Origin of the sequence: Streptomyces sp. NPDC001406, assembly GCF_042895285.1 — a bacterium.
Classification (GTDB): domain Bacteria; phylum Actinomycetota; class Actinomycetes; order Streptomycetales; family Streptomycetaceae; genus Streptomyces.
Window position 1 is genome coordinate 577,505 of record NZ_JBIAWG010000003.1, and the last position, 14,886, is coordinate 592,390.

Here is a 14,886-nt window from a genome sequence, read left to right on the forward strand (position 1 = left end):
TCCCGTCGTCGCCCGCAGGGCAGGCGAGAATGTGACGACAGGGCCTGGGCCGGCCTGGGCCCCGACGGCACGCCCGCCCCGTAGGAAGGCGTCATGCGGGACGGCTCACACCGCGGCCGGCTCCGGGTCCTCGCTCGGCCGCTGCGCCGCCTCGATCCGGTCGCGCAGCTCACGTCGTACCAGGACCCACCAGCCCACCGGGACGCCCGCGGCGAACAGCCACCACTGGATCATGTACGCGTAGTTCAGCGGGGCGTCCTCCTTGCCGGGCCGGCCGATCAGCTCCGGGGTGTCGCCCTTCGGCTCGGGGGCCGTCTGTGCGATGTAGCCGCCGAGCACCTGGGCGTCGAGGCGCCGGGCCTCCTGCGCGCTGCTGATCAGCATGATCTGCCGGTCCGGCAGCCCCTTGAGGTCCTTGATGCCGCTCGCCGCGGTCGTCTCGTCGGGCATCAGCCGGCCGGTGACGGTGAGCTCGCCGCGGGGCGGGGCGGGGATCTCGGGGAACGCGGTCTGGCTCGTGCCGTTCGCGGGGATCCACCCCCGGTTGACCAGCAGCACCTTGCCGTCCGTCAGGACGAACGGGGTCAGGACGTGGTAGCCGATCGCGTCGTCGGAGTTGGTGCGCCGACGCACGACGACCTCGTGGCCGGTGTCGAAGCGGCCCTTGGCAGTCACGGTGTGGTACCGCTCGCCGCTGGTCACGGTGTGCCCGGGCGAGGTCAGCTGCTCCACGGGTACCGGATCGGCGTTCAGCGCGTCGGAGACCAGCTGGTTGCGCGCGCTGCGCTCCTGGTACCGGTGCTCCTGCCAGAAGCCGAGCTTGATCATCGCCGGGATCAGTGCGATCGCGACGAGGGTGAGGACCACCCACTGGCGGGTGAGCAGGAAGCGGTAGCGGTGCACCCCACGACGGTACAACTCGGTCGTGGGGTGCAATCGGGCGGGTACCGGCTCACACGCGGTCGACGATCCCCACCTTCCCCGCCTCGCGGGCGCAGTGGGCGCCGCAGTAGAAGTTGCCGTCGGCCTCGGCGCCCTGGCCGATGATCGAGACCTTGCAGTGCTCGCAGACCGGGGCCATGCGGTGGATCGCGCAGGAGAAGCAGTCGAAGACGTGCACCGCGCCCTGGGCATGGACCTCGAAGGTCATTCCGTAGTCATTGCCGCAAACTTCGCATTTCGCCATGAGTCACAGGGTGAGCCGTCGCCGTCGCCCGGGCGAGCGGGCTCCGGGTGAGTCGCACGGCAATCACCCATCCGTACGGTCACTTCACGGTCACTTCTCCGACGCGGGCTCGACGTCCCCGAGGAGCTGCCCGAACGCCGCCTCGTCCACCACCGGTGTCCCGAACTGGCGCGCCTTGACCACCTTCGACGTGCCCGAGTCGGGGTCGTTGGTGACGAGCAGGCTGGTCAGCCGGGAGATGCTCGTCGCAACATGCAGCCCGGCCTCGACCGCCCGGTCCTCCAGCAGTTCGCGGTCGACGGAGGTGTCGCCGGAGAACGCGACCCGCATGCCCTGCTTGAGGCGTTTGCCGTCCTCGTACCGCCCGGGGTTGGGGTGGGGGCACGCGGGCCGCTTGCGGGACGGACGCCAACTCGTCGGCCGGTAGCCGCCGTAGCCCCCGCCCACCTGACGGCCGATCAGGGCCGTAGGCCGGTCGTTCCACTCGGTCAGCGGCCGGCACTCCAGCAGCGGCAGCCGCACACCGCCCTGCGCCGCGGCCCGCAGACTGGGCCGGAACGCCTCCGCGAGCACGCGCGCGTCGTCCAGCGCGTGGTGCGCCCGCTGCTGCACGACACCGAAGTGCGCGGCGAGGGACTCCAGCTTGTGGTTGGGCAGCGGCAGTCCCAGTTCCTTGGAGAGCGCGATGGTGCACAGCCGCTGCCGCACCGGCGCCTCACGCTTCGCGCGCGCGTACTCGCGCGCGATCATCTGCCAGTCGAAGACCGCGTTGTGCGCGACGAGCACCCGGCCGTCGAGACGGGCGCCGAACTCCTCGGCGATGTCGTCGAAGAGCGGCGCCCCCTCCAGCACATCACTCGTCAGACCGTGGATCCACACCGGGCCCGGATCGCGCTCCGGATTGACCAGCGTGTACCAGTGGTCCTCGACCTCGCCGCGCGCGTCCAGCCGGTAGACGGCCGCGGAGATTATCCGGTCGTCCCGGGCCAGGCCGGTGGTCTCCACGTCAACGACCGCGTATCCCTTCGGATACGCGGCCGGCCACCGGGTGGGGGAGGACGCTGCGGTCGTACGGTCATCGAGCATGGTCACTGAGGATACGGGCCGCGACTGACAGTCCCGTCCCCCGGCCGCTCTCCTGACGCCCCGCCATGGCAGCCCGCTCGCACACCGCGCGCGTGCCGTGAATGGCGCGAATGTCTGGGCCCGCCGCTATGGACCTTTTCACCGCCCGGTGCAAGCGTGCTGGCGCCCGGGCGGATGACGGTCGACGGAAGGGCGGTACGGCGTATGGCACGCGTACGGTACGGCGCACGGACCGAGGCGGAGATCACCGCCGCGCGCACCGCGAGCGCGAAGCTCCCCGACATCTGGTCCACCGGTGTGGTGGCCGTCTGGGAGACCGACCCGGACGCGGTCGCCGCGGTCCTGCCGCCCCCGCTCAAACCGACGGCACGGCCACTCGTCCGGGTGAACATCAGCAAGGTCGATCTGCCCGGATACCCGCTGGGCGCCGGTTCGTTCGCGGTCGCCGCCGCCCATGACTCGGTCGAGGGCTGGTACCCGCTCGTCATGCCGATGACCCATGAACGCGCCCTCACCGGCGGCCGCGAGGTCTTCGGGGAGCCCAAGAAACTCGGCGAGGTGACCGTGGAACGCGACGGCCTCGTCGTCCGCGCCGCGCTCGCCCGGCACGGCATCGCCTTCGTGGAGGTGCGCGGGGCGGTGACCGGCCCCCTGCCCCTGCCGGAGCCCTCCCGCAAGACCGACTTCTACTTCAAGTTCCTTCCCGCCGTGGACGGTTCGGGCTTCGACGCCGACCCGGTGCTCGTGCACTGCGTGCGCCACGAGAAGGTCCGCAGGCTGGAGGGGATCACCGGGGACGTCGTCCTGCGGGAGTCCATGTACGACCCGGTCGCGGACCTGCCCGTCCGACGCCTGATGGAGATCACCCTCGGTGAGAAGACCAGCGACCAGAGCGGCCGGGTCGCCGAACGGGTCGACGCGCAGGCCCTGTTGCCGTACATCCACCAGCGCTACGACGACCCGCGGCAGGTACTCGACGCGCCTCCCGAGGGGAGCGCCTGATGGAACTGAGGGCGGGACAGGTCGCCGTCGTCACCGGAGCGGCGAGCGGGATCGGCCTTGCGATGGCCCGACGGTTCGCCGCCGAGGGTCTCAAGGTGGTCCTCGCCGACGTCGAGGAGAGCGCACTGGACAAGGCCGCGGCGGACCTGCGCGCCGACGGCGCCGACGTGCACGCGCGCGTGGTCGACGTCGGCGAGCGCGAACAGGTCCTGGGCCTCGCGGAGTCGGCGTACGACGCCTACGGAGCCGTCCACGTCCTGTGCAACAACGCCGGGGTCGGCTCGGGCGCCGAGGGACGCATGTGGGAGCACGAACCGAACGACTGGCAGTGGGCGTTCGCGGTCAACGTGTGGGGCGTCTTCCACGGCATCCAGGCCTTCCTGCCGCGGATGCTCGCCTCGGGCGAGCCCGGTCACGTCGTCAACACGTCCTCCGGCGACGGCGGCATCGCCCCGCTGCCCACCGCCTCCGTGTACGCCGTCACCAAGGCGGCCGTCGTCACCATGACCGAGTCCCTGTACGCCCAACTCAGGACCGAGCACGCGCGCGTGGGCGTCTCGGTGCTCTTCCCCGGGCCGCACATGCTGCGCACCGGCCTGTGGGAGTCGCACCGCAACCGGCCCGCCCGGTACGCCAAGCAGCGGCCCCGCAGGACCCCGTACCGCAGCCTCGGCCAGTGGGAGGCCGCGATGCGCGAGGCGGGCCGGGAGGTGCGCTTCACGCCGGTCGAGGAGGTCGCGGACCTCGTCGTGGACGGCATCCGCGCGGACCGCTTCTGGCTGCTGCCCGCGAGCGAACACAGCGACGCGCAGATCCGGGCCCGGGCGCGGTCGATGCTCGACCGCGCGAACCCGTCGTACCTGGAGAGCTTCATCCTGGACCGAGACTGAGGAGGCCGACGTGACCGGCCAGGACCCGTACCTGATCATCTCCTCCGACTGCCACGCCGGGCTGCCCACCGAGGAGTACCGGCCCTATCTGGACTCCCGCTTCCACCGGGACTTCGACGAGTTCCTCGCGGGCCGCGCGCGGCGCCGCGAGGAGATGACCCGGCTCGGCATCCGCAACGAGGCGTTCGCGAGCAAGTGGTTCCAGGACAACGAGGAGGGGCTGCGCGGCGGTTGGGACACCGCGCAGCGCCTGAAGGAGCTCGACGGGGACGGGGTGGCCGCCGAGGTGGTCTTCCCGGACGCCGACGCCGTGGACAGCGGCACGGCCGCGCCCTTCGGGGTCGGCCTCGGGCTGTCCGGCGACCAGGACCCGGAGCTGGGCATGGCGGGCGCGCGGGCGCACAACCGCTGGCTGGCGGACTTCGTGTCGCAGCACCCCGAACGGCACTGCGGGGTCGCCCTGTTGCCGATCACCGGCGAGGTCCACGACGTCGTCGCCGAGGTCCACCGGGCCAGGGAGTCAGGCCTCGGCGCCCTGATGATCCCCTCCATGTGGGTCGACAAGAAGCCCTACCACGACCGCCGTTACGACCCCGTGTGGGCGGCGGCCGCCGAGTGCGGGATGCCCGTGGTCACCCACTCCGGCGCGGCCCCGCGCCACGAGTACGGCGACCACCTGGGCATCTATGTCGCCGAGGTCACCTGGTGGCCCGCGCGGCCGCTCTGGTTCCTGCTGTGGTCGGGCGTGTTCGAGCGGCACCCCGGCCTGCGGTTCGGGGTCGCCGAGTCGGGCTGCTGGTGGCTGCCCAACCTGCTGTGGTTCATGGACCGGCTCTACCTCGGCGCGCACGGCGGCAAGAAGCTCTCCCCCTTCGAGGAGCTGAAACGCCCGCCGCACGAGTACCTCGACCGCCAGGTCTTCATCTGCGCGACCAACACCAAGCGCCGTGAACTCGCCCAGCGCTACGAGATCGGCGTCGACAACATCCTGTGGGGCAGCGACTTCCCGCACCCCGAGGGCACCTGGCCCGACACGCGCGCGTGGCTGCGGCGCACCTTCCACGACATCCCGGTCACCGAGACGCGCCGCATGCTGGGCCTGGCGGCGGCCGACGTCTTCGGCTTCGACGTCGAGCGGCTCACCCCGCTGGCCCGCCGCATCGGCCCCACGCCCGCCGACCTCGGCCAGCCGGACGACCAGGCGGCCGTCGAGGCGTCCTGGGCACGCTCGCGCGAGGCGGGCCGCCACTGGCTGACCGACAACGACTTCCCGGTCCTGGGGGTGACGCCATGAGCGACGACCGCTACACGGTGATCTCGGCCGACTGCCACGCGGGCGCCGATCTGCTCGACTACCGGCCCTACTTGGACAAGCGCCACCACGACGCGTTCGACGCCTGGGCGGCCACCTACGTCAACCCCTACGAGGACCTGCTCGCCGACACGGCCGACAGGAACTGGAACTCCGAGCGCCGCCTCGCGGAGCTGGAGCGGGACGGCATCGTCGCCGAGGTCGTCTTCCCGAACACCATCCCGCCGTTCTTCCCCTCCGGCTCGCTGATGGCCCCGGCACCGACCGCGGCGGAGTTCGAGATGCGCTGGGCGGGGCTGCGCGCCCACAACCGCTGGCTGGCGGACTTCTGCGCGGCCGCGCCGGGCCGCCGGGCGGGTGTCTTCCAGATCCTCCTGGGCGATGTCGAGGAGGCCGTGAAGGAGATCCGGTGGGCGGTGGCGGCGGGCCTCAGGGGCGGCCCGATGCTGCCCGGCACACCGCCCGGCTCCGGCCTGCCCGAGCTGTACTCGAAGGCGTACGACCCGATCTGGGCCGTCTGCGCGGAACTCGGCGTCCCCGTCAACCACCACGCGGGCTCGGCCTCTCCGCCGCTCGGCGACGAACCGGCCGCCCGCGCGGTCTTCATGGTCGAGACGACCTGGTTCTCCCACCGGGCGCTGTGGCACCTCGTCTTCGGCGGCGCCTTCCGCCGCCACCCGGGGCTGAAGCTGGTCCTGACCGAGCAGGGTTCGGGCTGGATCCCCGGTGTGCTCGACATGCTGGACTACTACCACGGCCGCATGGTCGCGGCGGCGGCGCGGGCGTCCACGGCGGAAGCCAAGTTCGGTGCGGGCCTCGCGGCCGGCATGGGCGCGGCGCCGTCCCGGGTGTGGCGCGACAACTGCTTCGTCGGCGCGAGCTTCATGCGCCCGCACGAGGTGCCGCTGCGCGACCGCATCGGCCTCGACAAGATCATGTGGGGCAGCGACTACCCGCACGACGAGGGCACCTACCCCTACTCCCGGGAAGGACTGCGCTTCGCGTTCGCGGGCGTGCCACGGGACGAGGTCGCCGCGATGCTCGGCGGCAACGCGGCCCGGGTGTACGGCTTCGACCTGGACTTCCTCGACCCGATCGCGGCGAAGGCGGGCCCCACGGTCGAGGAGCTGGCCAAGCCCCTGGCAGAGCCGCCGGCGGACGCGACGAGCCCGGTGTTCGCGCGGGGAGCGTCGGTCCGGGTCTGGTGACACCGAAGGTGCGATCCTCGGTCATATGACCGAACCAACCCATGACGAGGCGCACAGCGGGGCGCTCGGCTCCCGGCTGAACTGGCTGCGGGCCGGGGTACTGGGCGCGAACGACGGCATCGTGTCCACCGCGGGGCTCGTCGTCGGTGTGGCCGGGGCGACGGACGACCGGGCCGCCCTGCTCACGGCAGGCCTGGCCGGGCTGCTCGCCGGGTCGATGTCGATGGCGGCGGGCGAGTATGTGTCCGTGTCCACCCAGCGCGACTCGGAACTGGCCGCGCTGGCCATGGAGAAGCGGGAGCTGAGGGAGCAGCCGGACGCCGAACTGGAGGAGCTGACCGGGCTGCTGGAGGAGCGCGGGCTCACCCGGGACGTGGCGCGGGAGGCGGCGGTCCAGCTGACGGAACGGGACGCGCTGAGGGCCCACGCGCGCGTGGAGCTCGGTATCGACCCGGACGAGCTGACCAATCCCTGGCACGCGGCCTGGGCGAGCTTTCTGGCCTTCACCGTCGGCGCCCTGCTGCCGCTGCTCGCGATCGTCCTGCCGCCGGCCCAGGTACGGCTCGCGGTCACCGTGGTGTCCGTGCTGGCCGCGCTCGTCATCACGGGGTGGAGCAGCGCCCGCCTCGGCGCGGCCGACCCGAGGCGTGCGGTGCTGCGGAACGTGGCGGGCGGGGCGCTGGCCATGGGGGTCACCTACGCCGCCGGAAGCCTGCTGGGGGCGGCGGGCGTCTAGACCGCCCCGCGGATGGACTGCCGCGGATGGACCGTCCCGCGGATCCCTTTGGCGGAGATCGATAACAAGCAAGCGCGTACCCCCGGTAATACTTGTGGGTAGCAACCTCTAGGCGCGGCCCACGGGCGGCCCTACGGTGCACGCATGCCGAACCTCCCCGATGTAGTGCTGTGGTCCATACCGGCCTTCGTGCTGCTCACCGTCGTCGAGATGATCAGCCTCCGCCTCCATCCCGACGAGGAGACGGCCGGATACGCGCCGAAGGACACCGCGGCCAGCCTCTCCATGGGACTCGGCAGCCTGTTCTTCGACGCCATGTGGAAGATCCCCATCGTCGCGATCTACTCGGCCGTCTACGCGCTCACCCCGCTGCGCGTGCCCGTCCTGTGGTGGACGGTGCCGCTGATGCTGCTCGCGCAGGACTTCTTCTACTACTGGTCCCACCGCGGCCACCACGTCATCCGCATCCTGTGGGCCTGTCACGTCGTGCACCACTCCAGCAGGAAGTTCAACCTCAGCACCGCGCTGCGCCAGCCCTGGACGAGCCTCACCTCCTGGCCGTTCTACGTCCCGCTGGTCGCCGCCGGCGTGCACCCGGCCGCCGTCGCCTTCTGCTCCTCGGTGAGCCTCGTCTACCAGTTCTGGATCCACACGGAGCGGATCGACAAGCTGCCCCGCAGCTACGAATTCGTGTTCAACACGCCCTCGCACCACCGGGTCCACCACGCCTCCCAGGGCGGCTATCTGGACCGCAACTTCGGCGGGATCCTGATCGTCTGGGACCGGCTCTTCGGGTCGTTCGTGCCCGAGGTCGAGCGCCCCGTGTACGGGTTGACCAAGAACATCAACACGTTCAACCCGATCAAGGTCGCCACGCACGAGTACGTCTCCATCGCCAAGGACCTCAAGGCCGCGGGCAGTTGGCGGGAGCGCGCGGGACGGGTGTTCGGCGGGCCGGGCTGGCAGCCGGCGCCGGTGGCGGACGCGGCCGAGGAGACCGTGACCGCGTGAGACAGTCCCGTGCCCTGCTCGCCGCCTTCGCCCTCGCCACAGTCGTCGACCTCGTGTCCCTCGCCGTGGGGTCCGACATCGGGCACACGGTGGCCAAGCCTCTCCTGATGCTCCTGCTCGCCGCCCACGCGGCCCGCTGCGGCGCCCCTCGCCTCCTGGTCGCCGCCCTGCTGTGCGGCTGGGGCGGAGACGTCCTGCTCCTGTCGGACGCGCAGCCCGCTTTCATGGCCGGCATGGCCTGCTTCGCGGCGGGACACGTCTGCTACCTGGCCCTCTTCCGCGGTTACGGCCCCTCACGCGCGCGTGGCGGACTTCTGGCCCCCGCCTACGCCGTCGTCCTCGTCGTCACGGCCGCCCTCCTGTGGCCGGACCTGCCCGCCGGCCTCCGTGTCCCCGTCGTCTGCTACAGCGCCCTGCTGACCGCCATGGCGTACGGCGCGGCCGCCCGGCTCGGCCTCGTCGCCGGCCTCGGCGGTGCGCTCTTCATGCTCTCCGACACGCTCATCGCGACGGGCATCGCCGACTGGCCGCAGCCGCCCCGGCCCGACCTCTGGATCATGCTCACCTATGCCCTGGCACAGTTCCTGCTGGTCCGGGGCACCCTCGGCGAGCGGCGCGCACCGGCGGCGGCGTACCGTGAAGTGCGCTCGACCACCCCCTGAGCGCACCCGGAACCGCGGATCAGAGAAGGACCCTCGCCATGCGCGCCACCACCATCCACGCCCCGTACGACATGCGCGTGGAGGACGTTCCCGAGCCCGTGGTGCAGCTGCCCACCGACGCCGTGGTGCGCGTGCTCCGTGCCTGCATCTGCGGCAGCGACCTGTGGGCGTACCGCGGCGAGGCGGCCCGGCAGCCGGGCCAGCGGATCGGCCACGAGTTCCTCGGCGTCGTCGAGGAGACCGGCTCCGAGGTGAGCACGGTGCGGCGCGGTGACCTCGTGGTCGCCCCGTTCATGTGGTCCGACGGCGTCTGCGACTACTGCCGCGAGGGCCTGACGACGTCCTGCGAGCACGGCGGCTTCTGGGGCTCCGTCGGCTACGACGGCGGCCAGGGCGAGGCCGTGCGCGTCCCGTTCGCCGACGGCACCCTCGTCCAGCTGCCCAAGGACGCGGCCTCCGACGACCACCTGCTGTCCGCCCTGCTGACCCTGTCCGACGTGCTCGGCACCGGCCACCACGCCGCCGTCGGCGCGGGCGCCCGGCCCGGCGCCACCGTCGCCGTCGTCGGGGACGGCGCCGTCGGCCTGTGCGCCGTGCTGGCCGCCAAGCGCCTCGGCGCCGAGCGGATCATCGCGCTCGGCCGCCACCAGGTCCGTACCGACATCGCCCGCCGCTTCGGCGCCACGGACGTCGTCGCCGAGCGCGGTGACGCGGCCGTCGAGGCGGTCCGTGAACTCACCCGCGGCCAGGGCGCGCACGCCGTCGTCGAGGCCGTCGGCACCGAGCAGTCGATGCGCACGGCGGTCAACATCACCCGTGACGGGGGTGCGATCGGCTTCGTCGGCGTGCCGCACGGCAGTGGCACCGGCCTCGACCTGGGCGTCATGTTCGACCGCAACATCGCCCTGCGCGGCGGTGTCGCGCCGGTCCGCGCGTACATCCCCGAGCTGCTGCCCGACGTCCTGGACGGCACCGTCGACCCGTCGCCGGTCTTCGACCTGACGGTCGGCCTGGAGGGCGTACCGGACGGCTACAAGGCGATGGACGAGCGCACCGCGCTCAAGGTCCTCGTCACCAACTGAGCCGGCGGCCGGTCACCAGCGGATCGGCAGCGGCAGCGCCGTCAGCAGCCCCGACACCGTGACGACCACGCCGAGCGCGACGACCTCGGCCCGTGCGGGCACGCACGCGGTCAGCGGGTCGGGCGCCCGGCGCAGCCGGATCCGCGCCCACAGGGCGAGCAGGGCGACCACGGCCACGAGGATCACCTTGGCGAGCAGGGCGCGACCGTAGGCGGTCGCCGTCAGCTGGTGCAGCACCGTGTCCGCCGGCATCCGGCGCAGGGTGCTCCACAGGCCGGTGGCGGTGATCGCCGCGAGCAGTACGGCGGCCACGCGCGCGTAGAGCCCCAGCAGCGCGGCGCCCGCCTCGCCACCGCGACCGGGCCAGAGCCGCAGCGTCCGCAGCACGTGCAGCAGGGCGCCCGCCCACAGGGCCGCACACGTCAGGTGTACGAGCGTCAGGCCCGAGCCGACCAGCGGGCCGTGCTCCGTCGTGGGGTGTGCGCGCAGGGCCTCCGCGAGGACGACCGCGGCCAGGGGCCAGACCTGGGTGCCCGGCCGGCGCGAGAGGGCGCACAGACCGGCGACGAAGAACGCGTTGACCTCGATCAGCGCGAGCGCGCCGTCGCGCGTGGAGTACAGCCCCCCGATGTCGATCTGGGAGAGGCTGTGCGGCACCAGGTTTCCGGTCGCCACGACCGAGGCGAGGCCGAGCGCTGTGACGAAACCCGTCGCGGCCGCGTACGGGGACCAGCTGCGCGGTGTGTCCGGGGGAGCGCCGGGCAGCCGCTGGGCCAGCCGGTTCACGAACAGCTCGCCCACCGGTATGCACAGCGCGGTGAACAGCGCCGTGCGCAGCAGGGCTATGCCGCCCACGCCGGGCGCGGACGCCTCACCGGTGCCGTGCAGCGCGGCGGACGGCCCCAGCAGGGTTATCAGCGCGGCGAGCGTCACGAGGGCCAGGACGGCGGCGGCCCGGAGCACTCCGGTCCGGCGGCCGGCCGGGCTCTCGCCGTCCGCCTTCGCGGTCGGTCGTATCAACGTCACCCCTGGATCCTCGCCAGTGGTCACAAAACGGGGCAAGCAAAGGAAAGCAACCGGGGGATGGGCGTTCCGCCCACTGATACGTTTCCGGCCACCCCTGCGCTCAGGACCACCCCTGCGCTCGGGACCACCGGGGCGCGTCCGACCCCCAGGCTCCCGGCGGCTGCGCCCAGTCGGCCGGTCCGCCGGCGAAGGACACCGGTGGCGGGGCGTACCGCAGGCGCCCCAGCGCGCTGTCCCGTTCGGCGAGGCGGGGGTGTGCCGCGTCGTGGGCGGTGTCGCCCGCCGGGCCGTGCTCGATCCCGTGCGTCAGCCAGGCCCCGGTCCGGGCCAGGGCCAGCCGCACGAACCGGCTGCCGCCGTCGTACGACTGCTCCGTCAGCGCTCGCAGCACCGCGGCCGCCAGCAGATAGCCCGTGCCGTGGTCCAGGGCCTGCGCGGGCAGGGCGCCGGGCTCTGCGGCCGCCCCCTCGATCGCGGCGATGCCGGTCGCGACCTGCACCAGGCTGTCGAAGCCCCGCCGGCCGCCCCACGGCCCGTAGGCGCCCCATGCCGACACCTGCGCCACGACCAGCCCGGGCCGCCGCTCGGCGAGCGCCTCCGGGGACAGCCCGAAGCGGTCCAGGGAGCCCGGCCGGTAACCGGTGACCACGACGTCCGCCTCGGCCAGCAGATCCTCGAAGACCGTGCGCTGGGTGGCGAGGTCCAGCGTCGCCGAACGCTTTCCGATGTCCGTGTCCGCGTGCAGGTCGGGGAGTTCGGGCAGCCGTGGGGCGTCCACGCGCAGCACGTCCGCGCCGAGCAGGGCGAGTGTGCGGGTGGCGACCGGGCCCGCGAGGACCCGGGTCAGGTCCAGCACCCGCAGTCCGGCGGCCGGCAGCAGGGGAGTGCCCTCGACCGGCGCGAGCACGCGCGCGGGTGCCGGGTCCAGCCGCTCGCGCTCCACCAGTGGCCGCCCCACGAGCGCGGCGGACTGCTCGTGCGCGGCCCACTCCTCGGGCGTGCGCAGGGCGACGGCGAGGCCGCCCGCGCGGTACACCGTCTCCTCCACCTCCAGGGCGGACCGCCCGGCGAGCCGGGCGGCGACGTCCTCCACCGGGGCCGGGGCGTCCCGCGGCAGCCCCAGCGCGCCCAGCAGCCGTGCCCGATGGTGCGGATAGTTGGCGTGGGTGCGCACCCAGCCGTCCGCGGTCCGCCAGAACCGCGACAGCGGCGCGAAGACGACCGGCGCCCGCCCGTCCACCCGCACCAGCCGCTCACTGTGGAAGGCGGCCGCGACCGCCGCGTCGTCGACCCGGACCTCCGGCACCTCGGCGAGACCGGCCCGCCGCGCGCCCAGCTCGGCGGCGGCCAGCGCACAGGCGCCCACACAGGAACGCGCCAACTCCCTGACGGGCAGCCTCGCTTCGAGCGCTCCCCGGCGTACGACGGTCGACACACGCGAGAGCAGAGCGGGATCGCCGCCCACCGCGTCCCAAGCGAACTTGATTTCTGTCATGACTGCACTATGCAGTATTGATTTAATCAACCTTGGTGGCGGCGGTCCACCACAGGCGCACCTCCCTGCCGACATCGGTGGGGCGCAGTTCCCAGCCCTGGGCGAGGGCGACTTCGGCGACGTAGCCCCCGCCCGCACCGCGGTAGTCGCGCAGCGGTATCGCACACGCGACCGGCGGTCGCGGCTTCTTCGGCACGACCGGCCTCGACGCCCGCCGGGTCCAGTCGGCGACCCTCTTGTCGACCCGCGCCCGGTAGTAGCCGGTGTCGCCCTCATGCCGCAGCTCCGGCCAGGTCACGCACCAGGAGGGCAGCCTCGTCGTCCGGTCCAGCACCCGGTCCGTGAACCTGTCGAACCACCGCTCGGAGTCGCTGAACGCGGCGATCACCTCGGCCACCAGCCCCACGGCGAAGAGGAACGCCCACGACGCGGGGGCAAGCAGACACAGCACGGGCAGGTACGCGACCGTCGCCAGGAAGCGGAGCGCCAACTGTCCCCGGGGCCGGACCGGTTCGGGTCTCCAGGTCGCGGGATCTTCATACTCGAGCATGACGGAGATCCTGCCGCACAAGACGCCCGGGCCGGGCGGTCGTGCCGCCCGGCCCGGGTCATCTGCACACAGGCTCTACCTGGTCACCCGCACAGGCTCTACTTGGTCACCGCGGCGAGCGCGTCCGCCGTGCCCCAGCCGTAGAAGCCGTTGTAGTTCTTCACGCCCTCGCACACCGCGTCGACCTTGCCGTCGCCGTTGATGTCGTACGGGTCCGTGCACGGCGTGGCGTCCGCCTGGGCGTACAGCAGCGCCTTCACCAGTGCCGCCGGGGCATGCGGATGGGTTGACTTGATCAATGCGGCCACACCCACGACATGCGGGGTCGCCATCGACGTACCCGCCATGTAGCCCCACCTGCCGCCCGGCAGCGGGCCCAGGATCAGACCGCTGGTCGCCGGGGGCTCCGGCTTCTGGTAGGCCGTCGAGTCACCGCCGGGCGCGGCGATGTCGATGACCCCGAGGCCGTAGTTGGAGAACGACGACTTGATGCCCTTGGCGCCGGTCGCCGCGACCGTGACGACACCCGGCAGCTGGGTCGGTATGTCGTAGCACTTGTGCGGGTCGATCACCCGGTCCGACGGGGTGCCGTCGTTCGGCGAGACCGGGTCGGTGATCGAGTCGGACGCGAGGTCGTAGCTCTCGTTGCCCGCCGCCGCGACATTGACCGTGCCCTTCTTCTCCGCATAGCGGGAGGCCCGGGTGATGGCGTCGACGAGCGCCTTCTGGTCCGGGTCGTCCTTGCAGTTGAAGTACCACGGGTCGGTGTAATAGCTGTTGTTGGTCACGTCCACGCCGTGGTCGGCCGCCCACATGAAGCCGCAGACCACGGCCTCCGTGTAGAAGTAGCCGGCGGTCGTGGACACCTTGATGCCGGCGACCTTGACGCCGGGCGCGACACCGGTGATGCCGACGCCGTTCTTGGCGCCCGCGATCTCGCCCGCCACATGCGTGCCGTGCGGGCTCTCCGCCGCGCTCGGCCGCCAGGAGCCGTCGGTCGTGTCCGGCTTGCCCGACACGCAGTTGGCGGAGGCGTCCCGGTCGAAGTTGGGCGCGATGTCGGGGTGCGTGTCGTCGACGCCGGTGTCGATGACGGCGACGGTGACGTCCCGGCTGCCGAGGGTCTTCTCGTGCGCCTTGTCCGCCTTGATGGCGGGCAGGTCCCACTGCAGCGGCTCCAACGGGTCCTGCCCGTCGGCCGCCTGCGCGTGCGCGACCTCCTCGGCGCTCAGCACCTTCGGGGTGCCGACGTCGGCGGTCGACTGCGCGGGCAGCGGCGCGTTGCGCGTGGCACCGGCCGAGTCGACCCCGCGCACCGTGCGGACGGTCTTGGCGAAGTCCGGGTTCGCCGAGTGGACGACGATCACGCCGATCCGGTCGTACGAGATCACGACCGTGCCGCCGGCCTCGGCGATGGCCTTCTTCACATGCGCGGAAGTGCCGTGCCCGGGACCGACGTTGACGACATAGCTGAGCGAGGGCGCGTCATCGGCCACCGCCGTCGTGGCGTCGGCCGCTGAGGCCGTGACGTTCGGCAGGAACGCGAGGGCCGTCGCCATGGCCATCCCGACCGGGATCGCCATGGCACGGCGGTAGCGCGACTGGGGCGCTGTCATGGTGTCTGTGTCTCCAGTTCGTTC

Annotated in this window: 15 protein-coding genes; 8 read left to right on the forward strand and 7 right to left on the reverse strand. The window is 72.5% G+C overall.

What is annotated here, in order from left to right; all coding sequences use genetic code 11:
- Positions 1 to 105 precede the first annotated feature (105 nt).
- The 3 genes from ACFY1J_RS10045 to ACFY1J_RS10055 all read right to left on the reverse strand — a co-directional run bounded on the left by ACFY1J_RS10045 (position 106) and on the right by ACFY1J_RS10055 (position 2,272).
- The gene (locus ACFY1J_RS10045) at positions 106 to 903 is read right to left on the reverse strand and encodes an SURF1 family protein (RefSeq protein ID WP_390731009.1); all 798 of its coding nucleotides are present in this window, start codon (positions 901 to 903) and stop codon (positions 106 to 108) included.
- A gap of 49 nt (positions 904 to 952) precedes the next feature.
- Complete coding sequence (locus ACFY1J_RS10050) at positions 953 to 1,186, reverse strand: hypothetical protein (protein ID WP_263207229.1); 234 nt, start codon at positions 1,184 to 1,186, stop codon at positions 953 to 955.
- 90 nt (positions 1,187 to 1,276) lie between these two features.
- Positions 1,277 to 2,272 (reverse strand): DEDDh family exonuclease, encoded by a 996-nt coding sequence (locus tag ACFY1J_RS10055; RefSeq protein ID WP_390711307.1) that lies wholly within the window; start codon positions 2,270 to 2,272, stop codon positions 1,277 to 1,279.
- A 204-nt stretch (positions 2,273 to 2,476) separates the two neighbouring features.
- Between ACFY1J_RS10055 and ACFY1J_RS10060 the strand changes: the two genes are divergently transcribed.
- The 8 genes from ACFY1J_RS10060 to ACFY1J_RS10095 all read left to right on the forward strand — a co-directional run bounded on the left by ACFY1J_RS10060 (position 2,477) and on the right by ACFY1J_RS10095 (position 10,175).
- A complete protein-coding gene (locus tag ACFY1J_RS10060; protein ID WP_390711306.1) occupies positions 2,477 to 3,274 on the forward strand; it encodes an acetoacetate decarboxylase family protein in 798 nt (265 codons plus the stop codon).
- Entirely contained in the window at positions 3,274 to 4,164 is an 891-nt protein-coding gene (locus ACFY1J_RS10065; protein WP_390731010.1) for an SDR family NAD(P)-dependent oxidoreductase, read from the forward strand. Before ACFY1J_RS10060 ends, ACFY1J_RS10065 begins: the two co-directional genes overlap by 1 nt.
- A 10-nt stretch (positions 4,165 to 4,174) precedes the next feature.
- Positions 4,175 to 5,458 (forward strand): amidohydrolase family protein, encoded by a 1,284-nt coding sequence (locus tag ACFY1J_RS10070; protein WP_390731011.1) that lies wholly within the window; start codon positions 4,175 to 4,177, stop codon positions 5,456 to 5,458.
- The gene (locus ACFY1J_RS10075) at positions 5,455 to 6,684 is read left to right on the forward strand and encodes an amidohydrolase family protein (protein WP_390731012.1); all 1,230 of its coding nucleotides are present in this window, start codon (positions 5,455 to 5,457) and stop codon (positions 6,682 to 6,684) included. Before ACFY1J_RS10070 ends, ACFY1J_RS10075 begins: the two co-directional genes overlap by 4 nt.
- A 25-nt stretch (positions 6,685 to 6,709) precedes the next feature.
- Positions 6,710 to 7,420, forward strand: coding sequence for a VIT family protein (locus ACFY1J_RS10080; RefSeq protein ID WP_263207217.1), 711 nt, complete (start codon positions 6,710 to 6,712; stop codon positions 7,418 to 7,420).
- A gap of 144 nt (positions 7,421 to 7,564) precedes the next feature.
- Positions 7,565 to 8,431 carry a sterol desaturase family protein gene (locus ACFY1J_RS10085; RefSeq protein ID WP_390731013.1) on the forward strand — a complete coding sequence of 289 codons (867 nt, stop codon included), beginning with the start codon at positions 7,565 to 7,567 and terminating at the stop codon, positions 8,429 to 8,431.
- Positions 8,428 to 9,093, forward strand: a complete 666-nt coding sequence (locus ACFY1J_RS10090) for a lysoplasmalogenase (protein WP_390731014.1) — start codon at positions 8,428 to 8,430, stop codon at positions 9,091 to 9,093. The genes ACFY1J_RS10085 and ACFY1J_RS10090 overlap by 4 nt, the downstream gene beginning before the upstream one ends.
- A 38-nt stretch (positions 9,094 to 9,131) precedes the next feature.
- The gene (locus ACFY1J_RS10095) at positions 9,132 to 10,175 is read left to right on the forward strand and encodes a zinc-dependent alcohol dehydrogenase family protein (protein WP_390731015.1); all 1,044 of its coding nucleotides are present in this window, start codon (positions 9,132 to 9,134) and stop codon (positions 10,173 to 10,175) included.
- 12 nt (positions 10,176 to 10,187) lie between these two features.
- Here ACFY1J_RS10095 and ACFY1J_RS10100 read toward each other — a convergent pair whose 3' ends face one another.
- The 4 genes from ACFY1J_RS10100 to ACFY1J_RS10115 form a co-directional block, all read right to left on the reverse strand.
- On the reverse strand, positions 10,188 to 11,201 hold the full coding sequence (locus ACFY1J_RS10100) for a CopD family protein (protein ID WP_390731016.1): 1,014 nt from the start codon (positions 11,199 to 11,201) through the stop codon (positions 10,188 to 10,190).
- A gap of 100 nt (positions 11,202 to 11,301) precedes the next feature.
- Positions 11,302 to 12,696: a CoA transferase gene (locus tag ACFY1J_RS10105; RefSeq protein ID WP_390731017.1), complete on the reverse strand. Its 1,395-nt coding sequence runs from the start codon at positions 12,694 to 12,696 to the stop codon at positions 11,302 to 11,304.
- A gap of 22 nt (positions 12,697 to 12,718) precedes the next feature.
- Positions 12,719 to 13,246: a hypothetical protein gene (locus ACFY1J_RS10110; RefSeq protein WP_390711296.1), complete on the reverse strand. Its 528-nt coding sequence runs from the start codon at positions 13,244 to 13,246 to the stop codon at positions 12,719 to 12,721.
- Between the two features lie 98 nt (positions 13,247 to 13,344).
- Positions 13,345 to 14,862 (reverse strand): S8 family serine peptidase, encoded by a 1,518-nt coding sequence (locus ACFY1J_RS10115; RefSeq protein ID WP_390711295.1) that lies wholly within the window; start codon positions 14,860 to 14,862, stop codon positions 13,345 to 13,347.
- Positions 14,863 to 14,886: the final 24 nt, after the last annotated feature.